Genomic DNA, 23134 nt, shown 5'->3' on the forward strand with positions numbered 1-23134 from the left:
TGACGGGCCATGACTGTTAACGGTACATCTGGCCACACACACTCGATGATAACCCATTCCGGGTCTACCGTCAGCTCACGAGTCTCCGTATGAACTACTTCATCCGTATCAGTCCGCTCTATCCGTAACTCTACTGGCACCGTAGTAGACCCCGTGTTTACGAAACTGAGGTCTTGTATCGTCGCATATCCCTCACTGCCAGTAGAGGAACAACCCGCCAGAAGCCAGATTCCCCCACCCACAGCACCACGAAGAAGCTGCCGACGATTCATGACTAAATTCTCCCACAGCTCCGGTAAGTGTTTTCCCTGTACTGACCGCGACTGGGTGAGAATATATCACTTACTGAGGATTTCAACAGAGCCAGATCTACTGTATCTCTGAATCTATACCTCAGTGTACTCAGCTCCGGCTTTATCGCCGTCAATAGCGTATATGCTTAACGAGCCATCTTTCTCTCCACCCATCCCCGGTGTCCCAGATGGCATACCAGGGAGTGCAACTCCATCTATCGGTGGGTTTTCATCGAGAAGCCGGGCGATTACTTCGACCGGGACGTGTCCTTCTACGACGTAATCTGTGAGGACGAGTGTGTGACAGCTCTGGAGGTCTTCGGGGATCCCATATTCCTGCTTTACTGCTTGGATATCATCCGGTACGGTCTCTGAGAGGTCACCAGTGATATTCTCACGAAGATATGATGCATACTGCTCGCAACAGCTACATCCTGGTGAGTTAAATTGTTGTGCTGATGCCACTGCTACTGGGTCATCAATATCCCATGAGTTCGTGCTTGAGCCACCTAGACAGCCTGTAAGACCTAGTATTCCGATTGTACCACTATGTTGAAGCACCCGACGACGATTCCACGGTTGCGGCATTATTAGACGATACAACAGTAGTTCCCATACGCTTTACCCCTGTTACTAATAACCCGGAATGTGATCACAGTCGCCTTCGGTAGGATTGTCTATTCTAGGACACGCCGGTCCCACACTCCACTCTGTTTTCTTTCGAAACGGGAGTGATCCAGCAAGGCTACGCGCGGTGAACGCCTCAATCCACCATCCCAGATACCGTTCGGCCGGTTTCGATTCTTAACAGAAAGCGCGGTACATCGCCGAGGCCGTTGTTAGGCCCCCAGTAGCATCCGAAGTGACCCGCGAACGCCCATCGGGAGCCCGATCGCTCCGATGAAGAACGTCATAAGCCACCACCATGTGTGGTTCATCTCCTCTTTCGCATCAGCGAGATACCACACGATGCCGACAGTCACGACGAGTTTCAGCACGAACGTCGATCCGGCAAATCCAGTCGCCTGGTATACGAGATTCGTGACGACCAGCTTGGGGGAGTAGCCGAGAAACGTCACACCGATGAGGTTCTGTGCAGCGTCCCACAGCTGGCCAAAGACGGCCAGCAGAATCAGCGGGTGTCGAAGGTGTGTGACATTGACGAAACTCGCTCCCCAGTAGTAGAGCGCGGTCGCCCCGAGAGCAATCCCCGTCGTTGCGACAGGAACCCACAGACGGAGCGGGGTCGACATCGAGAGGCCGTACCAAAGCACCCACCCGACAGCACCGACAGCCCACACCGACCCGATAAGCCCGACCGTTGACGGAATGGAACCGGTATTCCGATCACGCGCAAGTGCGCCGATGCCGAGCGCGAGGACGGTGACAGCGGTAACGACAAAGTAGATTGACGGCGTGATGAACCACACCGCGTAGTCCCCGAGTAGGCCGATGTCCTCGAGGGCGCGCATCGCTCCGCCGGCGATAATGATCGGGGCGAACCCGTAGGCCAGTCGTGCGTCAAACGTGACGTCGAGTTGATCGAGATACACTCGTAGTCCGGGGAGGCTGTACACGACCGCCGCGAGGTAGGTTACGGTGTTCACCGCGTTGTAGCCCCGAACAGCACGAATCCCCTCATGCATGACTGGCTCACTGGCAGCGTCAGCGACGACTGGTCCCCAGAGGTACTGCCAAATGAACTGGTCGAAGACGAGGCCCGGGAACGCAAGGATTCCCGCACCGATGAGGACGGGCGGAGCAAGTAGGTACAGCGCCCACCACTCGCGTGAGCCTGTTTCCGGAAGGGCGGTTTCGACGCGTCGCGTGACAGTACTCACGACTCGTTCACCTCCAAGCGCCACGTCGTGCTCTTAGAGCGCCCCCACTGTTCGAGTGAGACGAGTGAGAGGTCGTCCTGAAGTTGGCTGAGGTATTGCGCGACAGCCTTCGGAGAGCCGTCAAGATCACCGGCGATCTCGTGAGCCCGGAGGTACGTCGGTTCGCTACTGGCTGTCTCGACGAGGTACCTCCGAACCGTTTGGCGGGAAATATTCGACATTGAGATAGAGGCGACGGTTAGCGAAGGAACCCGAAGAGCTTGTAGTCGTGATCGGGGGTGTACCGCCGGAACAACAGGCTGTTCGTCAGCACCGACACCGACGAGAACGCCATTGCTGCTGCAGCGAGCACCGGCTGGAGCAGCCCGAGCGACGCGAGGGGAATCATCGCGGTATTGTATCCGAGCGCCCACACGAGGTTCTGCTTGATCTTCTGGAGTGTCGCGTCCGAGATTCGGATCGCCTTCACCACGTCGAGCGGGTCGTCGCGCATCAGCGTAAGGTCTGCAGCCTCGATGGCCACGTCCGTGCCGGAGCCGATGGCTGTCCCCACGTGCGCGACCGCGAGCGCGGGGGCGTCGTTAACGCCGTCTCCGACCATCATCGCCTGACGGCCCTCGTCTTGAATACTGTCGACCGCGTTAGACTTGTCTTCGGGAAGGACCCCTGCTCGGACATTCTCCGGGTCGATACCCACCTGTTTGGCGACCGCACGAGCAGTTCGCTCGTTGTCGCCCGTAATCATCATTACGTCGACGCCCCGCTCTTGGAGGGCTGTAACGGCCTGCTTGGAGCTCTCTTTGATTGTGTCGGCGTCAGCCACTACACCAACCAGTTTGCCCTCGGAAGCGACAAGCATCGCCGTCTTCCCCTCGTTTTCGAGGCGTTCCATCGTCTCCTCGGCGGGTGACGGGTCGATGTCGTTGTCTCGCAGCAACTTGCGGTTGCCGACCAGTACCTCGTTGTCACCAACAACCGCTTTGATCCCGTGACCAGGAACGTTCTCGAAGTCGTCGGGCTCAGTCACGTCCAGCCCGCGTTCTTCAGCCCCGTCGACGATTGCCCGCGCGAGCGGGTGTTCGCTTCCGCTTTCTGCTATCGCCGCCAGCCGCAGCACGTCGTCCTCGGAGAGGCGCTCACGAGTGCTGATCTGTCCACCATCTGGCGTCGGCTCGCCACCGTCAGTCACTGCATTTCCATCGCTATCGAAGACGACCACATCGGTCAATTCCATTTCACCCTCCGTGAGGGTGCCCGTCTTGTCGAAGACGACCGTGTCGACGTCTTTTGCGCGTTCGAGGATGTCACCGCCCTTGAACAGGACGCCGTTCTGGGCACCAATCGTCGTCCCGACCATCGTGGCTGCGGGCGTCGCCAGCCCCAGCGCACAGGGACAGGCGATGAGGATCGAGGACGCGAAGACAATAATCGCGAACTCGAAGACGGAAACGGTCCCACCGACCGGGGCCGGGCCGCCAGCGACCTGACCCCACAGCGGGAGCCAGTCGACGAAGCCAGCCAGTACCTCCGGGAACAGGAACCAAACAATGCCCCAGAGGAGAGCGTTCGCGATGACCGCAGGCACGAAGTACGCGGAGATACGGTCCGCGAGGTTCTGGATGTCGGGCTGGCGCGACTGCGCCTCCTTGACAGTCTGAACGATCTGTTGAAGAGCCGTATCTTCTCCGACCTTTGTCGCCTCCACGACAAGGACGCCGTTCTCGTTAATCGTCGAGCCGACGACCTCATCGCCCTCTTCCTTCTCTACAGGGACGGATTCACCAGTGACCATCGACTCGTCGACGGCGGACTGACCGTCGACAACGACGCCGTCTGTGGGAACTTTCTCACCCGGACGGATTTTCATCCGGTCACCCGTTGTGACCTCTTCGAGCGGAACTTCTTCTTCACTGCCGTCCTCGCGGATAATGGTCGCCGTTTCGGCTTCCATTTCGAGGAGCTTCCGGAGGGCCTCGCCCGCTTGCCCCTTCGACCGAGCTTCGAGGTAGTTGCCGAGCGTAATGAACACGAGGATGAGCGCTGCCGTGTCGAAGTAGAGCCCACCTGCAATGAGTTCAGACAGGACTGCCACGGAGTAGAGATAGGCGGTTGTTGAACCGATTGCGATTAGCACGTCCATATTGGCGCGGCCGTTTTTCACGATCGCCTTGTACGAGTTCTTATAGAACGGCCAGCCGAGGATCGCCTGCACCGGTGTGGCGAGGAGGAACTCGAGCCACCCGATTTCAACGCCGAAGACGGCATCAGGGACGATCGCGCCACCGAGCAGAAACTTGTCGATGAGGAAGAAGAGCAACGGAGCCGACAACACTGCCCCAAAGAGGGTCAGTCTGAGTTGCTTTTGGGTCTCAGCCTGTCGTGCGGCATCTCGTGCGTCTTGACCCGACTCGTCGTCATCACCATCTTCGCGGACGGGCGAGTAGCCAGCGTCCTCAATAGCATCATACAGTGTATTGAGAGACACCTCTGCCGGATTGTAGGTGACCTGCGCTTCGTCAGTCGCGTAGTTGACTTCGGCGGTGACGACACCCGGTGTATTCTCGAGAGCGGTTTCGTTGGTCTCGGCGCAATTGGCACACGTCATATCGGAGATAGCAATAGAGACCGTCTCCGTGATTGCGCCGTAGCCTGCCTCGTCGATCGCCTCATAGATTTCCTGGAGTGATACCTCATCGGGATCGTAGGTTACGGATCCCTCGTCGGTGGCGAAGTTCGCATCCGCCTTCGATACCCCGTCAAGGGATTCGAGGGTGTCCTGGATCGTTCCCGAACAGTTGGCACAGGACATCCCCGTAATATCGAGATGGGTTGTTCGGCTTGTCATGTTCATCTTACTATACGGGGTCTATGTTTAGGCGGTTTACTGTTTCGAGAAGGTGGTTATCGACACCAAGAAAATTTGGAATCCAAAGACCGTTCTATACACCCTCTTCGAGCCGCTGATAGCGGTCTTCAAACCGTGCGAGACAAGATGGACAACAGAAGTGATAGATCTCGCCATCGATGCGCTTCGTCTCACCTTCATTGTCGACGGTATTGTTACATTCAGTGCAGGTGAGAGCAAATTCGACGCCGTCGATCGAAGGCGTCCATTCAGCTTCGTCGATCAAGGTGACTGAATATCCAGATATCCCAAGCCCATCAAACAGGCTGTCTACCCACTGACGGACGTTCTGTGCCTCAACGCGGGCATAGAACCAGAGATCGCCTTCTGAGGTCGTGAAGACGTGTTCGATGCCGTCCGATTCCCGGACTCGCGTACGGGCCTCTTCGAGCGATCCCGGTTCGATTTCTGTTTGAATGAATACTGGAACACCGGCCCGAAGGTGCGCCCGGTTTACATCAATCGTGAAGTTGTTAATAACATCTGCTTCCTGTAATCGTTGGACTCGATCGGAAACAGCTGGCCCGGACAGATCAACTTCTTCGCCGATGGCGCTGAATGGACGACGGGCGTTTTCGGCCAGTAACGAGAGAATCTCCAGATCTGTTTCGTCTAGGTTGCGCATACAACAGCGTCGCACCGCAGGATACATTATTTTTTCTCAAAATAGACCTTTGAGAGTGCGGTTTTGAACTCGGAATAACTTTGGGTTCCAAGCAGAAAAGCACATAGAATAGGGGGCCCTAATCATGTATGGATATGAGTCAGACCATCTCGGTCGAAGGAATGACCTGTGAACACTGTGAGCAAACTGTAGAGGAAGCACTCAAAGAAGTCGACGGAGTCACATCGGCGACTGCGGATCGGGACTCGGAATCCGCGACAGTCGAAGGAACAGCTGAATCAGATGACCTCGTGACTGTGGTCGAAGACGCCGGGTACGACGCCTCTACGTAAGCTATCACGTAACGATAGAAGGCGAGCGACGCCCCATCGTAGCGTATCTCGCCTTCACTGCTACGAACGTTGAGTTTGTGCCAAGTGGCTAAGTGCGTCTGAGATCGATTCAACGGGTGTCACGCGTAATCCCTCGATAGCTACATCTGAATCGGGATCGCTGGGAACAAGCAATTCGGTCGCTCCGAACGCCCGGGCACTCCGGGCCTTTGCTTTGATTCCGCCAACCGGGAGCAGCTTGCCATCGTCGGCAACGATTCCAGTGATGAGGGTCTCAGACGACAGCGACTGCTGGCGAAGACTGGCAATAAAAGCAACCGTAAGGCCGGCTTCCCAGCTTTTTCCACGGAGTGTAAGAGTGCCCGTCTCAGGTGAGACGAATGATACGTGCGTAGCCGTATCTCCAAGTGAACGACCAGTAAGACGGGTAGCGGTTTGTCTCGCCTCATCCAGTGCACGCTGGAGGTCGTGGCGGATCTCGATACCGTTCAGATTGACAAACAGCTCACCGTTGCCATCAGAAAACTCGAAATTGGTCGCGATAATGAGACCTGAGTTAGCTGCGTCCACTGCCGGAAGATGGAACTGTGTGTCCGGGAGAGAGGCCGCCCCGCCTGCCAGTGTCGCTAGTGACTGGAAATCGGTATCTGACCGCGTGAGAGCGACTGCTCCACCGGCACCGCCTATCGATCCGAGACCCAGTCCAGCAAGAAATTCTCTCCGCGAAAGGAGGTCTCGCTCGATGCGAGAGACGATGTCGTCACTTGAGTCAGACGTGGATGCGGACGTTGTCTCTCGTTCGGTAGGTGGCATACTCTGGGAGTGTTTCGTGGGTAGTGATGGTACTATGTCACTAGGTAACGCTTGTGAATATATAAGAATGGTGTCGGTCAGAAATTCGGCGCAAAAACGAGTATTCCCGTGTTAGATTCCACACGACTATCTTGACGCATCCCCAATTAGTCAGCCGTGTCCACCAGGTACCGCTCTCTCTTCGCACTTGTGGCGATCAGTGCTGTAGTGACAGGTGTCGGTGTCTGGATCGCGTATCAGGTTGAGCTTGTACTCCTACCGGCTACGACCTCTCGCATCGGAATGCTTCTTGTCGGTTTTATCGAGGAAGCGTTCGTCCGACTGCTTCCGTTGATCGTAGTCTTCTACTTCTGGAGTTACTGGCGAAGCCAGCTACTCTCGAAAACGGAGGGGATCTTGGCGACCGCCGCATCCGGGATCACTGTTGGGGGGCTGGAACTAATCTTCAAACTCGAATACTTGTCCCGGCTTGAAGCCACCGCCAGATTCGATGCGATGGTTGTCCCGATACTACTCGTGCATCTTCCATTCGCATTGGTAGCCGGTCGGTTTGTGTATGCCCTCGGTGAGCGTATTCACGGATCCGACACGATTGGCCTGCCATCACTGCCTCGAAGAACTCTTCTTTTCCTTCTGGGAGGGTATCTCATTCTCGCAATAGCACACGCTATGTATAACCTACTGGTATGACTCCTTAAACCGCGTCCGGCAGCGATAGAAAAGATGCCGGGAGCGTACGTCAGCAGTTAGTGGTCATCGCCAAGTGCACTTGAGACCATCCCGTTCAGTTCGGTGAGCTTCTCTCGGACAGTATCCGGTTTCTCCTCGGGGGGTTCTTCGAGCGCGATCTGTTCATGTGGATCGGGGTCGCCGACGATGACGCTCCCGAGCATACCGACCGTCTCGTGGGGCGTACAGTAGTAGTGGTAGACACCCTCGGTCTCGAAGGTGTGGTCGAACGTCGCTCCTTCCTCCGAGCGGAGACCACTATCCCATGATGTAGCACCATCGGGAACGAGCTGGGGTTGGTCGTTGTCTGGATGGTAGGCCGTCGCGGAGTGACTGCCGCTCTCGTTAGTCCACGTTACCGTCCCACCGACATTGACGCGGACGACGTGCGGTTCGAAGTGATATCCTCCGTCTTCGGTGACCATCGCCACCTCAGCTGTATCGCTCGGTTCCCCGACGGCTTCATCGTGACCTCCCTCGTCGTCATGCCCCGATTCTCCTTCGCTACTGTTCTCTCCTTCGTCATGCCCCGACTCGCCTCCGTCTTCGGTAGATGTCGCAGTGCTTTCGGCCCCACTATCACTGCCGTCTGATTCCGATCCCGTACATCCTGCGAGTCCAATGACAGCTGTACCACCAGTCAACTGGAGCACTCGCCGCCGGGTGAGTCCTGAATTGGTTGTCATAGGGTAGGTCACCTCACAGGTGAGAATACGAGGGGGGGAAAATAGACGGGTGAGCTGTTTTGCGTGCGACGCAAAACTGGTCGTTACTTACGTTTCGGTAGGGCATTAATTTGTATTGCGAGGAACAGCTGTGTCCACGGATCATCGCGCTGACGAGTTATTAGACCTCCTCGGGGAGGAGCGGGTTCGTCAGATTCTGGCCGCGACGAGCCGGGACCCCCTCTCAGCGAAGGAGCTGAGTGAGGAATGCGACGTTGCCCTCTCAACGATTTACCGCCGGGTCGAAGATATGGTCGCTAATGACCTGCTCGTCGAACAAACACAGATTGAGACTGATGGGAGCCATCATAGCGTGTACGAAGCAAACGTTGACCACATCGATGTCGATATCGAAGATGGAACGATCGACATCAAGATGGACGTTCGTGAGGACGCCGCGCAGCGGTTCTCGCGTATTTGGACCGACATCCGAGACACCTAACCATGCACACCGCACTCGTCATTGCAAAGCTCATCGCAGTCGGACTAGGGCTGTCGATAACGTATCAAGCGTATCGTGGATACAGAGTCTACGGTAGCGAACCAATGCTGTACGTCGCTATCGGATTCCTATTCATCAGCGTCGGGTCCGTAATCGAAGGCATTCTTTTCGACGTCGTTGGGTTGTCCATCTTCGTTGCTGGGACCATTCAGACTACACTTGTCGCGGTAGGTATGCTCATTATCCTTTATTCGCTACACGGACAAATGTCCCAGCCGACACAGGGGGGCGAGGAATCGTGACTACTGGATGGGAAGTCACGCTAATTGGAGTCCGTGTCTTTCTCCTCTTCTTGGGTATTGCGACGACAGCGATCAGCTTTCGCGCGTATCGTCAGGAACGGACTCGATACCTACGTGACGCAACGATCGGCTTCGGGTTCATGACGCTCGGTGTCCTCATAGAAGGTTTTCTCTACCAGCTCACAGCATTAACGCTCACGCAGGTACATGTTGCCGAATCCGCTGCGTTGGCGTGTGGGTTTGCCGTCCTCCTCTGGTCTTTCATTCGGTGAGTTCCGAAATGCCGTCACAGTATTCAGGATCCCGATTCCCATTGGAATGGATTCGAAGGGAGATTAATATCGCTCCCGAGCACACATTTAGATACTATGACTGACACACTCCCGTTCGATGCCGTCCGCGAACTTGACGTCGACGGGACGACGTACAAGATGGCTGACCTTCGAGCACTCGAAGAACATGGACTCTGTGAACTCGACACGCTTCCGGTGAGTATCCGTATCCTCCTCGAATCGGTGCTCCGAAACGTCGACGGCAAAACTATCACCGCGTCAGATGTCAGGAATGCTGCTGGCTGGAAGCCAGACGTACCGGACGCAGAGGTTCCGTTCTCTCCATCACGAGTCGTCCTACAGGATCTCACCGGTGTACCCGCAGTCGTCGACCTGGCGGCCCTTCGATCCGAGGTCGACCGCAAAGACCGAGATCCCACCCTGGTCGAACCGGAGATTCCTATTGATCTCGTGATCGACCACAGCGTCCAAGTCGACTACTTCGACTCCGAGGACGCCTACGAGAAGAACGTCGAACTGGAGTACGAGCGAAACGCCGAACGGTATCGCGCGATCAAGTGGGCGCAGAACGCCTTCGAGAACTTCAACGTCGTCCCGCCGGGGACCGGTATCGTCCACCAGGTGAATCTCGAACATCTGGGTCGGGTCGTCCACGCCCGCGAGCAAGACGGCGAGAACTGGCTCCTGCCGGACACGCTCGTCGGCACGGACAGCCACACCCCGATGATCGGTGGCATCGGTGTGGTCGGTTGGGGCGTCGGCGGCATCGAAGCGGAAGCGGCGATGCTCGGTCAACCGGTCACGATGAAACTCCCCGAGGTCGTCGGCGTCCGTCTCGAAGGCGAATTACCCGAGGGCGCGACGGCTACGGATCTCGTGCTCCACATCACCGAACGACTCCGCGAGGTCGGCGTCGTCGACCGGTTCGTGGAATTCTTCGGTCCTGGTGTGGAGAACCTCACAGTCCCCGACCGGGCCACGATCGCCAATATGGCGCCCGAACAGGGTTCGACGATCAGTATGTTCCCGGTCGACGACCAGACGCTCGAGTATCTCGAACTCACCGGGCGTGATCCCGACCACATCGATCTCGTCCGCGAGTACCTCGAAGCGCAAGGGCTGTTCGGAGAACAGGAACCAGAATATACTGAGGTCGTCGAATTCGACCTCTCGACTGTCGAACCGAGTCTGGCCGGACACAAGCGGCCACAGGACCGGATTCCGATGGGGGACGTGAAACAGAGCTTCCGAAAACTTCTCCACGGAGAGTTCGAAGACGACCTCGGTGACGTCGACGAGGACGCCCTACAGCGGTGGCTCGGTGAGGGTGGCGCAGCTGGTGCGGAGACCGACGGTGGCGTTCAGGTCGAACCTGAAGCCGAACTGCATCCGTTAACCAAACACGTTGAGGTCGACCTCGACGGTGAGACGGTCGAAATCGGACACGGAGACGTCCTCGTCAGCGCCATCACGAGCTGTACGAACACGTCGAACCCGTCGGTGATGATCGCTGCTGGACTGCTCGCCCAGAACGCCGTCGAGAAAGGCCTAGACGTCCCGCCGTACGTCAAGACGAGTCTCGCACCGGGTAGCCGTGTCGTCACGCAGTATCTCGAAGAATCGGGGCTGCTTCCGTATCTCGAAGAGCTCGGGTACGCCGTCGTCGGCTACGGCTGTACCACCTGTATCGGTAACGCTGGGCCGCTTCCCGATCCCATCGAGCAGGCAATCGACGACCACGACCTCTGGACGACGAGCGTTCTCTCCGGGAACCGGAACTTCGAGGCGCGTATCCACCCGAAGATCCGCGCGAACTACCTCGCGAGCCCGCCGCTCGTCGTCGCCTACGGGCTCGCAGGGCGGATGGACATCGATCTCGAACACGAGCCGCTGGGCACTGACGATGAGGGTAACCCAGTCTATCTGGCGGACATCTGGCCGGACGCAGCGGACGTGCAGGCCGCAATCCACGAGAACGTCTCTCCGGAGATGTTCGAGGAGAAGTACGCCTCCGTGTTCGAGGGCGATGAGCGATGGGCTGCTCTCGACGCGCCCACGGGTGACGTCTACGAGTGGGATGAGGACTCGACATACATCCGTGAACCGCCGTTCTTCAAGGACTTCCCGGTAGAGAAACCCGGCGTCGCCGATATCGAGGACGCACGCTGTCTACTGACGCTCGGCGATACCGTTACGACCGACCACATCAGTCCAGCCGGCCCGTTCGGTCCCGACCTCCCCGCAGGTCAGTGGCTGCTCGATCACGGTGTCGAGCCACACGAGTTCAACACCTACGGCGCACGTCGGGGCAACCACGAGGTGATGATGCGGGGAACGTTCGCCAATGTCCGCATCGAGAACGAGATGCTCGACGATGTCGAGGGTGGCTATACGATCCACCACCCAACCGACGAGCAGACGACCGTGTTCGAAGCCAGCCAGCGCTACCGCGAGGAGGGAGTCCCGCTCGTCGTGATGGCGGGCGAAGAGTTCGGTACCGGCTCCAGCCGGGACTGGGCGGCGAAAGGAACGGACCTACTCGGTGTTCGCGCAACCATCGCCGAGAGTTACGAGCGCATCTACCGCGACAACCTCGTCGGCATGGGTGTGCTCCCCCTGCAGTTCGATGATGGCGACTCGTGGGAATCTCTCGGTCTGGATGGGTCGGAGATCTTCACGATCCACGGCCTCGATGACGGGCTCGACGTGATGGACGAACTGGCCGTTATCGCCGAGCGTGCGGACGGGTCGACTGTCGAGTTCCCGGTCACAGCACAGGTCGGCACGCCGGCCGCCGTGACCTATATCGAACACGGCGGCATCCTCCACTACGTCCTTAGACGGCTCCTCACGCAATAATCTCTCTCAACTGACTCTATTTCTGGAAGCACAAGCAACACGAATAACTTTGAGTCCAAATTAGCGTTTCAATCGTGCGTAGACTCTGTTCGGATGATGCCCGCTACGTTATCCATCTGAGCTGAAACGTGTGCGCTCTCACCAGCAACATGCGTAATTAAATCGTCCAGAGTGATCATCCCGATAACGCTCCCGTCTTCAACAACCGGGACGTGTCGAGCACCCGCTTCGTTCATTTGTCTCAGGACTTTTGGAATCTCAGCATCTGCTGGCACAGTAAGTGGGTCACGCGTCATCACGTCAGCAGCTCGTACGTCGTCTCCACTCGTCTCGGCTGTGAGCACACTTAACTCGCTTTCCTCGGTGAGCAGGTTAGCAATCAGGTCTCGATCGGTGATGATACCAGAGATCTGATCGGATTCTTCGACGACCACGTACCTGGCACACCGCGATTGGGAGATCATCGTGTGAGCGATCTCGGCAACCGTGGCGTCAGGCGTGACACGGGCGACCGACTCATCAGAAATACGACCAATGTCCATCCGGAGGTCAGTTGGTCTGGTACCCATGCTAATCAGTACGACTCATAACAGGAAATAGCTTAGCATCAGCTGGTCGTCATAGAAATCCTCCACTCTTCAACCCTGAGAGACGACAATCTCCAAACTTTGTGAAGTTACAAAAAGTGTTACCAGCTACGCCACTATCCAAGAGCGCTGGCTTTTATAATCTAGTCTCAATAAGTAAAGATAAATGTACGATACGGTTTTGCTCTCGACTGACGGGACAGTCGCTTCTGAGGAAGCTGAATCCCATGCTATCGCGCTAGCAGAGGCCCATAATGCCGATCTCCATGTTCTGTATGTAGTCGATGAGGACGTCGTAACAGCATACAGCGGTGACGAGTACGTTGATGAAGCCGAAGGCCCAGAACATGGCCTCGAAGAACTTGGAACGGAAACAATCGCAGACATCCAATATAAAGCGAAGGAGGTCGGTGTCAATGTTGTCAAAGCAATTGAGCACGGCCGACCGGCTGAGACGATTGTACGGTATGCTGATGCCGAAGATATGGATCTACTTGTACTTGGAACGAAACACCGGCCGGAAGAATACCGGGCCTTGCTCGGAAGCGTGACCGACCGCGTCCTTCGATTGACGACCCGCCCAGCGACCGTCGTGAAGACGGAAGTCGACGAATAGGGGAAGAACAGTCAGTAACGGCCGCCGTCAGGCGTGAGTCGGGCGCGCCGGCGTTCGAACTCCTCGTCGTCGATTTCGCCGCGAGCGTACCGTTCCTGGAGGACAGCGAGTGCGCTATCCTCGGTGGGGCCGTCCGATGGCGACCGCGTTGTCAGCCAGTAGACGATGTAGACGGGAAGGGCGATCAGAAGTGCCATCCACAGCAAACCGATCAACATCATCCCCCAGCTCCATATTCCCCACCCGGCCATGTGACCATCATTCCACATCCCGTCATGCCAGTCCCACATCACTGTATCTGGAACAGCAGCGTGCGTCAGAGTCATTCCAATGATGACGGCTAGCGTCAGTGCTCCGATGACGATGAGTCCCAGAGAACGAATCCCGCGTGCTTGAATTGGATTTTGCATTATTGTACTCCTGAAGAGAGTTCGGCGTGGTTAGCCGAGGATGTATTCGAGGGCAGGGTAGCGCTCAACGAGCGCTTCGCCGCCGATCTCGTACTGTTCGATGTACTGGTCGAGGCCCAGGATGCGGCCCGCAGCGAACGCGGCGACCGCGAGGAACACGAGCATGTACGCGAAGTCCCCGTTGATGAACCCGTGGCCCATGTCCCAGTTGCCGAAGTAGAACATGAGCATCATGAGCGCGCCGAAGAACGCCGCGAGGCGGACGAACGCGCCGACGAGCAGGCCGAGGCCGATGAACAGCTCGCCCCACGGGACGGCCACGTTCGCGAACTCGACGAACCACGGCGTACTCCCCATCCACGCGAACATCCCCGCGAGCGGGTTGCCGTTCGTCGCCGCGACGTTCGTGAGGTAACCGCCCGCGGCGAACTCGCCGGTGATCTTCGTGAACCCGGAGTACGCGAACGCGTAGCCCATCATGAGACGGAGCGCGAGCACGAACCACGCACTGAGACTGTGAACTTTCCCGCCGACGGTCAGACCGCCGACTCTGCTCTCGAGCTGATTCATGCCGGAGTCGAGTGTGGACATAGTTATTGCACCTTCAACTATCAGTACGGAGGCAGAGACGATATAACGGCGAGCCGGCGTTCTGAGTCAGAAAATCGGCGGGCTATATTACGCTCCTGTCGCGAGTAGAGACGTGTGACCGAGGAGTCCGACCCGTCGGAAATCTTCGCTACACTCGACGACGAGTACGCTCGCGACATCCTCGTGGCGACGAAGACCGACCGACTGTCTGCGAAGGAACTCAGCGAGGAATGTGACATGTCACGCCCGACCGTCTCGCGCCGTGTCACCCGCCTCGTCGAGCAGGGCCTCCTCGAAGAGTATACGCACGTCGACCCCGGAGGACGGCACTACAGCGAGTACGAGGCTCGTCTCGAACGTATTGAAGTCCTCCTCCAGGCAGAGGGCTTCGATGTCCAGATCGATGTCCGGGCGGACCCCGCCGACCGGATTACGACCATCTTCGAGGAGATGCGGGGAGACTGACTTATGGAACACACGCTATTCGTCATCGGCAAACTGTTCACGACCGCGTTAGCACTGGTCATCGCATATCAGGCCTATCGCGGGTACCAACGACATCACACGCAGTTACTCCTGTACGTCGCCGCCGGCTTCGCATTGGTCGGGCTTGGCGGCCTCCTTGAAGGCGTCCTCTTCGAACTCCTCCAGGTGTCGATCTTCGAAGCAGGATTCGTCGCAGCACTCGTCACCGCAGCCGGGATGCTGTCTATCCTCTACGCCCTGTATGCCCCGAATCCATAAGGATTCAGGACGCCCATTCGACAAGCGGCCTCTGCGCGTCGTGCCCGGTTCGAAGCCGCTACTGTTCGGACTCCCCTCGTTCTCGATAGTGTAGCGTCGCAGTGGGAGTTATATCCATATCGGTCGTACCATATCGTATGATTCGAACAATCGTCGGTGTCCTCGGCGCTATCTCAGCGCTGTTCCCGGACGAAATCGTCGAGCTCTTCGAGAAACTCGCGATTTCGAATCCAGACGAGGGAACAGTGAGAGGGTGGATACGTCCAGCAGTCCGGTCGGAGGGTGTTCTGATAGCTGCGCTTTCACTCTTTAACGGGCGAGCATACGCGTTGCTGATGAATCTTACCGGCGTGTTCGGCGCGATAGTCCTCTTATTTCCCGACCTGTATCAGAGATTTGCCACCGCGTTCCTGTACGAGCGTCCAGAGTCGATAGAATGGAACGAGCGATTCCGCTTGGGCATTCGGGCTATCGGCGCACTCTATGTCTTTTTAGCGGCGAAGACGTACAGGGAGCGTCACAACGATACTTGAGCCTTCTCGCTATTGACACCTGGCGCATCCGATGTCTAGTTCGTTACGGCCGCAGGTATCACTTTGAATCTAAAGTTTGAGCCCCACGATATCAGTATGTTCGAAGGGGAAATCCGCTAAAGAGAGGAGGCCGTGTGTATCCCTGTATGACGACGACGATCATCGTGGAAGGCATGACGTGCGGTCACTGTGAGCAGACGGTCGAAGAGGCCCTCGAAGAGGTATCCGGCGTGACTGACGTGACCGTCGACAGGGAGAGAGAACAGGCAAGCGTCGATGGTGAGGCAAATGTCACAACTCTCGTGGAGGCCGTCGAAGACGCCGGGTACACCGCTTACGCCTGAGAATCGCGCGGACCACTCCGAGACAACGGCCAACCGTTGTCTTTGAAGCTTCGCTACGCTGGTCCTGCTGTACAGTTTCAGTGGGAAAGATTCAGGGGGCCGGCGGATCCACCTCTACAGAGAATATGGGCAATGGACGACCACAAAGATACAAATGAGAATCCCCCTGGAGGGGAACACCAGCAGGACGACAGCAGTCACCAGCACGAACACGGCGAGCAGGATGAATCGGACGCCGAGTCGGACGAGCAGCGGGTAGAACAGGACCTACTGGAAGAAGAGGCACACCCTGCTGCGGAGAGTGAGACGGTGCTCGACGAGCAGCACGAGCACGCTGGACACGAGGGCGAAGGACACGACCACAGCACTCACGAGGGGCACGGTGAGGGTCATGGCGGGATGCACGAGGGCCACGAGCAGATGTTCCGCCGGCGCTTCTTCGTCTCGACGCTCCTGTCGATCCCCGTCCTCCTGTACAGCGAAATGTTACAGGAGTGGCTCGGGTTCTCCGTCCCAGCGTTCCCGGGCAGCGAGTGGATCAATCCCGTCTTCGCGGTCATCGTCTTTGCATACGGTGGGGTGCCGTTCCTCCAGATGGCGGTCCCGGAGCTGAAAGACCGGTCGCCGGGGATGATGACGCTGATCTCGATGGCGATCACCGTCGCATTCGTCTATAGTCTCGCGAGCGTGGTCTTCCCCACACAGTCGGCGTTCTTCTGGGAGCTTGTCACCCTGATCGACATCATGCTCCTGGGGCACTGGATCGAGATGCGGTCGGTGCGACGGGCCTCGAGCGCGGTGGACGAACTGGCGAAGCTGATGCCGGACACCGCCGAGCGGATCACCGACGGCGGCGACACCGAGGAAGTCCCAGTGAGCGAGCTCTCCGAGGGCGACCTCGTACTCGTCCGGCCGGGTGCGAGTGTCCCTGCTGACGGCGTCGTCGAAGAGGGAGACTCCGACGTCAACGAGTCCATGATCACGGGCGAGTCAAAACCGGTCTCGAAAGACCCCGGCGACGAGGTCATCGGCGGGACCATCAACGGCGACGGGAGTCTTCGCGTGCGCGTCGGTGCGACGGGCGAGGAGACGACGCTCGCGGGAATCATGCGCCTCGTCGAGGAAGCCCAGCAGAGCAAATCCAAGACACAGGTACTGGCCGACAGAGCGGCAGGCTGGCTGTTCTACGTCGCCCTCGCGGCGGCAGTCGTGACAGCAATCGCGTGGACGCTCGCGGTCTCATTCGACGCAACGGTCATCGAGCGCGTCGTCACAGTGCTCGTCATCGCCTGCCCGCACGCACTCGGGCTCGCCATCCCCCTAGTGGTCGCAATCAACACGTCATTGGCGGCTCGCAACGGGATGCTGGTCCGGGACCGTATCGCGATGGAGGAGGCGCGGAACCTGGACGCCATCATCTTCGACAAGACGGGGACGCTCACCGAAGGCGAACACGGCGTCGTCGACATGGCGACCGTCGAGGGCGTGGAAGAGGACGACGCTCTCGCGCTAGCAGCAGCCGTCGAAAGCGACTCCGAACACATGATCGCGCGAGCCATCCGCGAGGCCGCCGACGAGCAGGACCTCACCGCACCTGACGCGACCGACTTCGAGGCGATCAAAGGCCGGGGCGTCCGTGCGAACGTCGACGGAAAAGAGGTGTACGTCGGTGGACCGAACCTGTTGACCCAGCTCGATAGCGAGATCCCCGACCATCTCCAGCGCTTCGCTGACGAGGCCGGACAGAACGCCCAGACAGTGGTGTATCTCGTTCGTGACGGAGAGCTAATCGCCGCCTTCGCGATGGCCGACGTGATCCGCGAGGAGAGTTTCCGCGTCGTCGACGCGCTCCACGATCTGGGTATCGAGGTGGCGATGCTGACAGGGGACTCCCAGGACGTCGCCAACGCCGTCGCCGACGAACTGGGCATCGACACGGTGTTCGCGGAAGTCCTCCCCGAAGACAAGGACGAGAAAGTCCAGGAACTCCAGGACCAGGGCAAGCTCGTGGGGATGGTCGGCGACGGTGTGAACGACGCGCCGGCGCTGACCCGGGCCGACGTCGGTATCGCGATCGGGAGCGGCACCGACGTCGCCGTCCAGTCGGCCGACGTCATCCTCGTCCAGAACAACCCGATGGACGTCGTTCGGCTCGTGAAACTCAGTAAGGCGAGCTACCGGAAGATGCAGGAGAACATCGTCTGGGCGGCCGGCTACAACGTGTTCGCGATTCCGCTCGCAGCGGGCGTCTTGGCACCGATCGGGATTCTGCTGTCGCCCGCTGTGGGTGCGCTCCTGATGTCGTTGAGTACAGTCATCGTTGCCATCAACGCTCAGCTGCTCCGCCGCGTGGACCTGTCCATCCCCGAGCTTCCAAGCGGGACACCAGCGACTGACGCACAACCTGCAGACTGAAACGCTCCCGATCGCTTCGGAGCTTCTTCCAATTGAGTTCGGTTAATGGACAGCAAATGGCGACACTGCGTGATTTCGGTGGGTATCGCTACGCGGTCACCGGTTCCACAGTTTTCCCGAAGGGTGCATAGTTCGGTATACACAGACGCTCGTCTGATGGGCTACATTGCTGCGCCAGCACTAGGTTTATACCGTTAGACGGACTTCTTTCCAACATGAGCCTCGAAGAGACGGTTGACTACCTCGCCGAGGAACTCGACCTCGAGCGGAGTGAACACGTTCGCGAGGTCGGACAGTCGGTCGCCGAGCTTCGCGACTGATCAGAACATTTCTCTGAAGTCCCGTTCGACCAGTCCGTCCTCCAGATACGTGATGAACTCTTGTTTCGTTGGTCCTTGACGGTCAAGTAGATCGTCCCGTCCTGCTCGTTCGAGAACTGCCTGCGCGAAGTCCGTACAGTGAGATTCGTGCTGCCCAGCATACTCTGAGAGGGCTTCTCGCCAGTGCATATCCAGCTCGAACTCGGCTAATCGGATTTGGATCCCATCTTTCCGTTCGACGAGGTCGACGTCCAGCTCTTCGAGTTGCTTGAAACGGAGGTTGTTTCGGCGGACAGTAATGAGCCGCTTGGAATCGACGATATAGGGATCGACCCACTCTCGCCAGGAATCGTCGTCGACGTGCGTTCGTGGCATCTCAAAATCCGGGTCCACACTCTCAATACAGAACTGCAGCATCGCGATGCCAGTTCGATGATTCGCATTCGGGAGGGAATGTCGGAGGATCAAATTCGACATCACCTCTCCAGCGACGGTCGGAAGCGGTGCTCCCCAGGAGACGTGATCGAGTGCCTGCTGGATCTTTTGCGGTTCGAACTCCTTGTAGAGCCGGAACTCATCCTCATCTCGAACATCGACCGCGGCTTCGAGCAACTCCACTAATCGGAATGCGACAACCTGCCCAGCACGGGGGAGGTCACGAATACGGTCGCTCAGCCATTCCTGATCGAAGTCAATATCTTGAGCTGATTCGATCTCTGAATCGCCTTCATAGAGCACATAGACCGGAGCTTCGAAGGGGTACCCGATGAGCTTTGTCGACTCGTCGGATTGCTCTCGCTGAGACCGGATCTCTGCTACCGATGCCGAGCTATATTTGAGTGAGAAATTCTCGGCCTGTGGGTGATGATAGAAGACGAGCCGAGCCATCTCAATGCGTATTCGTGGGAAGTGGGTAAAGCAGTCCCGCTTTTATATTGAGTTCTACTCGCCTGGTTCTACGACGTAGTGGGTGCGTTCACGTCCTCTAAATACTGGCTTTCCCACTCACGTCGCGCCTCGATCTCCCGCACTCCGCGTTGTGTGACCGTGTACACGTTCGTCCGTTTGTCGAGTTCACCTTTCTCCAGGAGGCCTTTGCCGACGAGGTCGTCGAGGTTTGGATAGAGCCGCCCATGATTGATCTCTTGTTCGTAGTAGTCGTCGAGTTCGGCCTTTACTGCGAGCCCGTGTGGTTCCTCGTGCCCGGCGATCACATACAAGATATCTCGCTGGAACCCAGTTAGATCGTGCATCCGTCTGTTCCCTATTTTTGAGGGGTGGCATATGTTCTCTCTGGTGCTCAAAGGCGAATTCGGCGTGACTGGCCAGGAAGACTACGTGAGAACTTCGAACCTTTATATGGTGGACAAGAGAAGTCCGCGATGGAATGTCTGACCTAATCGTCAAAGCAGCCGTGAAGGACGCACTTTCGGACCACAACGTCTCGGCAGATTTCTACGACGCCCTCAACGAAGAGGTCGCCGAACTGCTCGACGACGCCGCAGAGCGTGCCGAGGCCAACGACCGGAAGACGGTCCAGCCCCGCGACCTCTAATTCGGAAGGTACCACACCGACGCTCGAAGTCACTCCCTGTTTTAAGGGGGTTGTGACTGGAAAGTACTCCTATGAGTGTCACAGCCGAATCAATTCAAGTCGAGAATGTGGTTGCGTCGTCCGATATCGGTCAAGAACTCGATCTCGAAACACTTTCTGAGGATTTAGGAGCCACCGACTACGATCCCGATAACTTCCCTGGACTCGTGTATCGGATGCACGATCCCAAAGCCGCAGCGCTCATTTTCCGCTCGGGAAAAGTCGTCTGTACGGGTGCAAAAAGCGTCGACGATGTGACGACTGCGTTGGAATACGTCTTCGACGAACTCCGTGAATTGGGTGTCGATGTCGCTACCTCCCCAGATATCGAAATCCAGAATATTGTCTCAAGTGGAAACCTCAACCACACACTCAATTTGAATGCAATTGCGATCGGCCTAGGTCTCGAACACATTGAATACGAACCAGAGCAGTTCCCGGGGCTCGTCTACCGACTTGACGAGCCGGACGTCGTCGCACTCCTCTTCGGGAGTGGCAAGCTTGTCATCACGGGCGGAAAACAGCTTGACGATGCTGAGCAAGCGCTTACAGTGATCGAAAACCGGCTCACTGACCTTGGGTTACTAGAGTAATTCAACGACACAGAACAGTTGGCAGGGTACACTGGCAATAGTGGGTGCATTTTTGAATCTGCTCTCCCCGTGTTAAGTTAGTGCGATGGCTGATGCCGAACGGGAGGTAGATGATATCCTGTCCGGAAATGTTCTTTCAGTCGAAGAGCTGAACGACCGAATTGCATCGGTCGTCCAGGACACGCCTGCCCTCAACGGCGTCCGCTGTATTGGCGAGGTCACGGATCTCCACCAGAACAGTACCGCCCTCTATTTCACGCTGACCGACGGCGACGCCGAGCTTCCCTGTATGCTCTGGGCGAACCGCTATCGGAACATGGATGTCGACCTCGAGGACGGGACCGAGGTCATCCTCGAAGGCGATATCGACTACTGGACAGAGGGCGGGAAAATCGACCTCAAGCCGTGGGAAGTCATCGTCGTCGGCGACGGCGACCAGGCAGCTGCCGTCGAGCGACTACGAAGCGAACTCGAAGAGCGTGGCTGGTTCGACGATGAGCAGAAACAGCGCCCGCCGGCGTTCCCAGAGCGGGTCGGCGTCGTCACGTCCCTCCGTGGCGATGCCCGGTATGATATCCAGAACGCGATCCACGAACAGGACCCTACCGTCGAAATCCTGGTGAAGGACGCCACCGTCCAAGGATCGGAGGCGCCGACGTCCATCGCGAACGGCATTCACCATCTGGACCGCTCGGAGGACATCGACGCGATCATCGTCGGCCGTGGCGGCGGGAGTGATTCGAACCTCCAGGCGTTCAACACCGAGCGGGTCGCGGAAGCTATCTTCACCGCGAACACCCCGATCGTCACGGCGATTGGGCATACTGACGACCGGTTAATCGCCGATCAGGTCGCGGATGTCCCGACGATCACGCCGACGGCCGCTGGCGAGTATATCGTGAATTCCCGCGAGGAGTTCTTCGCGGGCGAGGTCAAGCCGCTGGCACAGCAACTCGACGCCGCGTACGAAACCTTCGAGCAGGAGCACGAACACGAGGCGGAACTGGCAGAGGCTGTCGAGGAGGTGACGGCACCAGAGGGTCTTCCGCCGGTCTACTACAAGGCCGCTATTGCCGTGCTTCTGGTGCTGTTGCTGCTCATCACTGCGCTCTGGCTGGGGGTGACCTAAGCGTGGCAAAAGATTCCGAAATCCACGACCGACTGAGCCGCGTCGAGGAGATTATTGAGCAACTCGACGCGGACGAGTGCGACCTCGATGAAGGCACAGCACTCCATGAGGAAGGTCAGGAGCTCTTGTCTGAGGTGCGAGAAATCCTTGACGAGGGAAGTGGAGAAGTTGTGGAGCTCGAGTAAGCGAGCTGTCGCTCATTCTTAACCAACAGTACCAAACTCATCCCCCGAATTTGTTGGTTAAGCCTTTTCTACGACATGAACCAGTAATTCGCTTATAATTTATCCAACAATATTACACCACTTGATAGCCAGAAAGCATTTAGGTATCATCCAGCTACCGCGCCAACATGTACCGGGACTCAGCCGGTGCATACCCATACCCACATGTATGATTACGAGGTCAGTCACCATCGAGGACATCGATAATCTGTACCTGATGTGGAACGACCACATCAACGCCTCCGCCCTCTATCGCCGCGCCCTCCGCGAGGAAATGGAAGTCCGCGGTGTCGACCCCGATGAACTCCGCGACCTCCTCGAACGGGCCCGCGAGCAGGGCTACACGCTCGAAGAGATTGCCGAGGACACAAACCGATTCGACGACCTCCAGTCGCTCGTCGAAGAGCAGCAGACCCAGCCACCGGCTGGAGACGCCACTGACGACTAATCCGCTATGTCACAGGATCAGACTCCCTCCGACGCTGAGCGTCGCACCGACACCGAGTCACTACTAACAGGCAGGATTCCCCGACAGGCCGCACTCACAATCGTCTTCCTTGGCCTGTTTGCCGTCGAACCAGTTGCCGCCCAGGACAACGCCGTCTGTAGCGCGGACAACCTCCCAAGTATGATTGAGGGGTTCTTCCAGCTGACCACCGCGCTGGGGATCGTCGGGCTCGCCATCGTCTGGCAGGCTGACTCCCTCATCGAGATGTTTACCCTCAATCCCGAGCAGAAGAAGGGGCTCAAGCGGCACAAGCGCTCCGCGATGAAGTCCGCGGTCGTCCTCGTCGTCCTCGGCCCGCTATACACCGTTGCCGGGTCGATGATGGGCCTGCCGCTGGCGACGTGCGTCGATCTCGTCCCCTGGTAAT

At 57.7% G+C, this 23134-nt stretch carries 30 protein-coding genes; 18 read left to right on the plus strand and 12 right to left on the minus strand.

Features of this window, described 5'->3' with window-relative positions; translation table 11 throughout:
- Positions 1 to 386 precede the first annotated feature (386 nt).
- The 5 genes from ACFQEY_RS17700 to ACFQEY_RS17720 form a co-directional block, all read right to left on the minus strand.
- Positions 387 to 758 carry a DUF411 domain-containing protein gene (locus ACFQEY_RS17700; protein WP_239638655.1) on the minus strand — a complete coding sequence of 124 codons (372 nt, stop codon included), beginning with the start codon at positions 756 to 758 and terminating at the stop codon, positions 387 to 389.
- A gap of 374 nt (positions 759 to 1132) precedes the next feature.
- Positions 1133 to 2134, minus strand: coding sequence for a DUF63 family protein (locus ACFQEY_RS17705; protein WP_379771224.1), 1002 nt, complete (start codon positions 2132 to 2134; stop codon positions 1133 to 1135).
- Positions 2131 to 2355: a DUF7123 family protein gene (locus ACFQEY_RS17710; RefSeq protein WP_128904675.1), complete on the minus strand. Its 225-nt coding sequence runs from the start codon at positions 2353 to 2355 to the stop codon at positions 2131 to 2133. Before ACFQEY_RS17710 ends, ACFQEY_RS17705 begins: the two co-directional genes overlap by 4 nt.
- A gap of 17 nt (positions 2356 to 2372) precedes the next feature.
- The gene (locus ACFQEY_RS17715; protein ID WP_379771226.1) at positions 2373 to 4979 is read right to left on the minus strand and encodes a heavy metal translocating P-type ATPase; all 2607 of its coding nucleotides are present in this window, start codon (positions 4977 to 4979) and stop codon (positions 2373 to 2375) included.
- Between the two features lie 94 nt (positions 4980 to 5073).
- Positions 5074 to 5664 carry an AsnC family transcriptional regulator gene (locus ACFQEY_RS17720; RefSeq protein ID WP_271904109.1) on the minus strand — a complete coding sequence of 197 codons (591 nt, stop codon included), beginning with the start codon at positions 5662 to 5664 and terminating at the stop codon, positions 5074 to 5076.
- Positions 5665 to 5798: 134 nt separating this feature from the next.
- Between ACFQEY_RS17720 and ACFQEY_RS17725 the strand changes: the two genes are divergently transcribed.
- On the plus strand, positions 5799 to 5996 hold the full coding sequence (locus ACFQEY_RS17725; protein ID WP_080505595.1) for a heavy-metal-associated domain-containing protein: 198 nt from the start codon (positions 5799 to 5801) through the stop codon (positions 5994 to 5996).
- A 60-nt stretch (positions 5997 to 6056) separates the two neighbouring features.
- On the opposite strand, the gene ACFQEY_RS17730 is transcribed toward ACFQEY_RS17725, so the two are convergent.
- Positions 6057 to 6566 (minus strand): S16 family serine protease, encoded by a 510-nt coding sequence (locus ACFQEY_RS17730; RefSeq protein ID WP_379771229.1) that lies wholly within the window; start codon positions 6564 to 6566, stop codon positions 6057 to 6059.
- A gap of 399 nt (positions 6567 to 6965) precedes the next feature.
- Between ACFQEY_RS17730 and ACFQEY_RS17735 the strand changes: the two genes are divergently transcribed.
- Positions 6966 to 7499 (plus strand): hypothetical protein, encoded by a 534-nt coding sequence (locus ACFQEY_RS17735; RefSeq protein ID WP_379771231.1) that lies wholly within the window; start codon positions 6966 to 6968, stop codon positions 7497 to 7499.
- 56 nt (positions 7500 to 7555) lie between these two features.
- Here ACFQEY_RS17735 and ACFQEY_RS17740 read toward each other — a convergent pair whose 3' ends face one another.
- Positions 7556 to 8224 (minus strand): cupredoxin domain-containing protein, encoded by a 669-nt coding sequence (locus ACFQEY_RS17740; protein ID WP_379771233.1) that lies wholly within the window; start codon positions 8222 to 8224, stop codon positions 7556 to 7558.
- Positions 8225 to 8354: 130 nt separating this feature from the next.
- On the opposite strand from ACFQEY_RS17740, the gene ACFQEY_RS17745 reads away from it, so the two are divergent.
- The 4 genes from ACFQEY_RS17745 to acnA all read left to right on the plus strand — a co-directional run bounded on the left by ACFQEY_RS17745 (position 8355) and on the right by acnA (position 12159).
- Entirely contained in the window at positions 8355 to 8705 is a 351-nt protein-coding gene (locus ACFQEY_RS17745; RefSeq protein WP_379771234.1) for an ArsR/SmtB family transcription factor, read from the plus strand.
- A 2-nt stretch (positions 8706 to 8707) separates the two neighbouring features.
- Positions 8708 to 9007: a DUF7521 family protein gene (locus ACFQEY_RS17750; RefSeq protein ID WP_379771236.1), complete on the plus strand. Its 300-nt coding sequence runs from the start codon at positions 8708 to 8710 to the stop codon at positions 9005 to 9007.
- On the plus strand, positions 9004 to 9279 hold the full coding sequence (locus ACFQEY_RS18830; protein WP_434523278.1) for a DUF7521 family protein: 276 nt from the start codon (positions 9004 to 9006) through the stop codon (positions 9277 to 9279). The genes ACFQEY_RS17750 and ACFQEY_RS18830 overlap by 4 nt, the downstream gene beginning before the upstream one ends.
- 96 nt (positions 9280 to 9375) lie before the next feature.
- Complete coding sequence (gene acnA, locus ACFQEY_RS17755) at positions 9376 to 12159, plus strand: aconitate hydratase AcnA (protein WP_379771238.1); 2784 nt, start codon at positions 9376 to 9378, stop codon at positions 12157 to 12159.
- Between the two features lie 68 nt (positions 12160 to 12227).
- Here acnA and ACFQEY_RS17760 read toward each other — a convergent pair whose 3' ends face one another.
- Positions 12228 to 12728: a CBS domain-containing protein gene (locus ACFQEY_RS17760; RefSeq protein ID WP_379771240.1), complete on the minus strand. Its 501-nt coding sequence runs from the start codon at positions 12726 to 12728 to the stop codon at positions 12228 to 12230.
- Between the two features lie 184 nt (positions 12729 to 12912).
- On the opposite strand from ACFQEY_RS17760, the gene ACFQEY_RS17765 reads away from it, so the two are divergent.
- Positions 12913 to 13362 (plus strand): universal stress protein, encoded by a 450-nt coding sequence (locus tag ACFQEY_RS17765; protein WP_092817280.1) that lies wholly within the window; start codon positions 12913 to 12915, stop codon positions 13360 to 13362.
- Positions 13363 to 13373: 11 nt separating this feature from the next.
- Here ACFQEY_RS17765 and ACFQEY_RS17770 read toward each other — a convergent pair whose 3' ends face one another.
- On the minus strand, positions 13374 to 13772 hold the full coding sequence (locus tag ACFQEY_RS17770; RefSeq protein WP_049986209.1) for an SHOCT domain-containing protein: 399 nt from the start codon (positions 13770 to 13772) through the stop codon (positions 13374 to 13376).
- Between the two features lie 30 nt (positions 13773 to 13802).
- Positions 13803 to 14363: a DoxX family protein gene (locus ACFQEY_RS17775; RefSeq protein WP_379771243.1), complete on the minus strand. Its 561-nt coding sequence runs from the start codon at positions 14361 to 14363 to the stop codon at positions 13803 to 13805.
- A 114-nt stretch (positions 14364 to 14477) separates the two neighbouring features.
- On the opposite strand from ACFQEY_RS17775, the gene ACFQEY_RS17780 reads away from it, so the two are divergent.
- The 5 genes from ACFQEY_RS17780 (at position 14478) to ACFQEY_RS17800 (ending at position 18399) form a co-directional block, all read left to right on the plus strand.
- Positions 14478 to 14828 carry an ArsR/SmtB family transcription factor gene (locus tag ACFQEY_RS17780; protein ID WP_188980764.1) on the plus strand — a complete coding sequence of 117 codons (351 nt, stop codon included), beginning with the start codon at positions 14478 to 14480 and terminating at the stop codon, positions 14826 to 14828.
- Between the two features lie 3 nt (positions 14829 to 14831).
- Positions 14832 to 15107, plus strand: coding sequence for a DUF7521 family protein (locus ACFQEY_RS17785; protein WP_004515576.1), 276 nt, complete (start codon positions 14832 to 14834; stop codon positions 15105 to 15107).
- Between the two features lie 137 nt (positions 15108 to 15244).
- Complete coding sequence (locus ACFQEY_RS17790) at positions 15245 to 15640, plus strand: hypothetical protein (protein ID WP_092664124.1); 396 nt, start codon at positions 15245 to 15247, stop codon at positions 15638 to 15640.
- A gap of 146 nt (positions 15641 to 15786) precedes the next feature.
- Positions 15787 to 15984 (plus strand): heavy-metal-associated domain-containing protein, encoded by a 198-nt coding sequence (locus ACFQEY_RS17795; RefSeq protein ID WP_379771245.1) that lies wholly within the window; start codon positions 15787 to 15789, stop codon positions 15982 to 15984.
- Positions 15985 to 16116: 132 nt separating this feature from the next.
- Positions 16117 to 18399 (plus strand): copper-translocating P-type ATPase, encoded by a 2283-nt coding sequence (locus tag ACFQEY_RS17800; RefSeq protein WP_188980796.1) that lies wholly within the window; start codon positions 16117 to 16119, stop codon positions 18397 to 18399.
- Between the two features lie 320 nt (positions 18400 to 18719).
- Here the strand turns inward: ACFQEY_RS17800 and ACFQEY_RS17805 are convergent, their stop codons facing one another.
- Together ACFQEY_RS17805 and ACFQEY_RS17810 are read right to left on the minus strand one after the other, a co-directional pair.
- Positions 18720 to 19607: a DUF8172 family protein gene (locus ACFQEY_RS17805; RefSeq protein ID WP_379771247.1), complete on the minus strand. Its 888-nt coding sequence runs from the start codon at positions 19605 to 19607 to the stop codon at positions 18720 to 18722.
- Between the two features lie 68 nt (positions 19608 to 19675).
- The gene (locus ACFQEY_RS17810) at positions 19676 to 19972 is read right to left on the minus strand and encodes a PadR family transcriptional regulator (protein ID WP_379771249.1); all 297 of its coding nucleotides are present in this window, start codon (positions 19970 to 19972) and stop codon (positions 19676 to 19678) included.
- 134 nt (positions 19973 to 20106) lie between these two features.
- Here ACFQEY_RS17810 and ACFQEY_RS17815 point away from each other — a divergent pair, with 134 nt between their 5' ends.
- From ACFQEY_RS17815 to ACFQEY_RS17840, 6 genes are all read left to right on the plus strand, one after another.
- Positions 20107 to 20274, plus strand: a complete 168-nt coding sequence (locus ACFQEY_RS17815; RefSeq protein WP_004048632.1) for a DNA-binding protein — start codon at positions 20107 to 20109, stop codon at positions 20272 to 20274.
- 71 nt (positions 20275 to 20345) lie between these two features.
- The gene (locus tag ACFQEY_RS17820; protein WP_379771251.1) at positions 20346 to 20906 is read left to right on the plus strand and encodes a TATA-box-binding protein; all 561 of its coding nucleotides are present in this window, start codon (positions 20346 to 20348) and stop codon (positions 20904 to 20906) included.
- A gap of 85 nt (positions 20907 to 20991) precedes the next feature.
- On the plus strand, positions 20992 to 22035 hold the full coding sequence (gene xseA / locus ACFQEY_RS17825; protein ID WP_379771253.1) for an exodeoxyribonuclease VII large subunit: 1044 nt from the start codon (positions 20992 to 20994) through the stop codon (positions 22033 to 22035).
- A gap of 2 nt (positions 22036 to 22037) precedes the next feature.
- Positions 22038 to 22220 (plus strand): exodeoxyribonuclease VII small subunit, encoded by a 183-nt coding sequence (gene xseB, locus ACFQEY_RS17830; RefSeq protein WP_285254089.1) that lies wholly within the window; start codon positions 22038 to 22040, stop codon positions 22218 to 22220.
- Between the two features lie 208 nt (positions 22221 to 22428).
- Positions 22429 to 22707 carry a hypothetical protein gene (locus ACFQEY_RS17835; protein ID WP_379771255.1) on the plus strand — a complete coding sequence of 93 codons (279 nt, stop codon included), beginning with the start codon at positions 22429 to 22431 and terminating at the stop codon, positions 22705 to 22707.
- A 6-nt stretch (positions 22708 to 22713) separates the two neighbouring features.
- Positions 22714 to 23133: a hypothetical protein gene (locus tag ACFQEY_RS17840; protein ID WP_379771258.1), complete on the plus strand. Its 420-nt coding sequence runs from the start codon at positions 22714 to 22716 to the stop codon at positions 23131 to 23133.
- The last annotated feature ends 1 nt before the right edge of the window (position 23134 follow it).

Origin of the sequence: Halorubrum trueperi, assembly GCF_042662525.1 — an archaeon.
Classification (GTDB): domain Archaea; phylum Halobacteriota; class Halobacteria; order Halobacteriales; family Haloferacaceae; genus Halorubrum; species Halorubrum trueperi.

What these genes read in the sequence shown, in the direction of transcription:
- ACFQEY_RS17710 (WP_128904675.1), bottom strand. Translation starts at nt 2,355, where the DNA reads ATGTCGAATATTTCCCGCCAAACGGTTCGGAGGTACCTCGTCGAGACA.
- ACFQEY_RS17715 (WP_379771226.1), bottom strand. Translation starts at nt 4,979, where the DNA reads ATGACAAGCCGAACAACCCATCTCGATATTACGGGGATGTCCTGTGCC.
- ACFQEY_RS17720 (WP_271904109.1), bottom strand. Translation starts at nt 5,664, where the DNA reads ATGCGCAACCTAGACGAAACAGATCTGGAGATTCTCTCGTTACTGGCC.
- ACFQEY_RS17725 (WP_080505595.1), top strand. Translation starts at nt 5,799, where the DNA reads ATGAGTCAGACCATCTCGGTCGAAGGAATGACCTGTGAACACTGTGAG.
- ACFQEY_RS17740 (WP_379771233.1), bottom strand. Translation starts at nt 8,224, where the DNA reads ATGACAACCAATTCAGGACTCACCCGGCGGCGAGTGCTCCAGTTGACT.
- ACFQEY_RS17750 (WP_379771236.1), top strand. Translation starts at nt 8,708, where the DNA reads ATGCACACCGCACTCGTCATTGCAAAGCTCATCGCAGTCGGACTAGGG.
- acnA (WP_379771238.1), top strand. Translation starts at nt 9,376, where the DNA reads ATGACTGACACACTCCCGTTCGATGCCGTCCGCGAACTTGACGTCGAC.
- ACFQEY_RS17760 (WP_379771240.1), bottom strand. Translation starts at nt 12,728, where the DNA reads ATGGGTACCAGACCAACTGACCTCCGGATGGACATTGGTCGTATTTCT.
- ACFQEY_RS17765 (WP_092817280.1), top strand. Translation starts at nt 12,913, where the DNA reads ATGTACGATACGGTTTTGCTCTCGACTGACGGGACAGTCGCTTCTGAG.
- ACFQEY_RS17770 (WP_049986209.1), bottom strand. Translation starts at nt 13,772, where the DNA reads ATGCAAAATCCAATTCAAGCACGCGGGATTCGTTCTCTGGGACTCATC.
- ACFQEY_RS17775 (WP_379771243.1), bottom strand. Translation starts at nt 14,363, where the DNA reads ATGTCCACACTCGACTCCGGCATGAATCAGCTCGAGAGCAGAGTCGGC.
- ACFQEY_RS17785 (WP_004515576.1), top strand. Translation starts at nt 14,832, where the DNA reads ATGGAACACACGCTATTCGTCATCGGCAAACTGTTCACGACCGCGTTA.
- ACFQEY_RS17790 (WP_092664124.1), top strand. Translation starts at nt 15,245, where the DNA reads ATGATTCGAACAATCGTCGGTGTCCTCGGCGCTATCTCAGCGCTGTTC.
- ACFQEY_RS17795 (WP_379771245.1), top strand. Translation starts at nt 15,787, where the DNA reads ATGACGACGACGATCATCGTGGAAGGCATGACGTGCGGTCACTGTGAG.
- ACFQEY_RS17800 (WP_188980796.1), top strand. Translation starts at nt 16,117, where the DNA reads ATGGACGACCACAAAGATACAAATGAGAATCCCCCTGGAGGGGAACAC.
- ACFQEY_RS17805 (WP_379771247.1), bottom strand. Translation starts at nt 19,607, where the DNA reads ATGGCTCGGCTCGTCTTCTATCATCACCCACAGGCCGAGAATTTCTCA.
- ACFQEY_RS17810 (WP_379771249.1), bottom strand. Translation starts at nt 19,972, where the DNA reads ATGCACGATCTAACTGGGTTCCAGCGAGATATCTTGTATGTGATCGCC.
- ACFQEY_RS17815 (WP_004048632.1), top strand. Translation starts at nt 20,107, where the DNA reads ATGTCTGACCTAATCGTCAAAGCAGCCGTGAAGGACGCACTTTCGGAC.
- ACFQEY_RS17820 (WP_379771251.1), top strand. Translation starts at nt 20,346, where the DNA reads ATGAGTGTCACAGCCGAATCAATTCAAGTCGAGAATGTGGTTGCGTCG.
- xseA (WP_379771253.1), top strand. Translation starts at nt 20,992, where the DNA reads ATGGCTGATGCCGAACGGGAGGTAGATGATATCCTGTCCGGAAATGTT.
- ACFQEY_RS17835 (WP_379771255.1), top strand. Translation starts at nt 22,429, where the DNA reads ATGATTACGAGGTCAGTCACCATCGAGGACATCGATAATCTGTACCTG.
- ACFQEY_RS17840 (WP_379771258.1), top strand. Translation starts at nt 22,714, where the DNA reads ATGTCACAGGATCAGACTCCCTCCGACGCTGAGCGTCGCACCGACACC.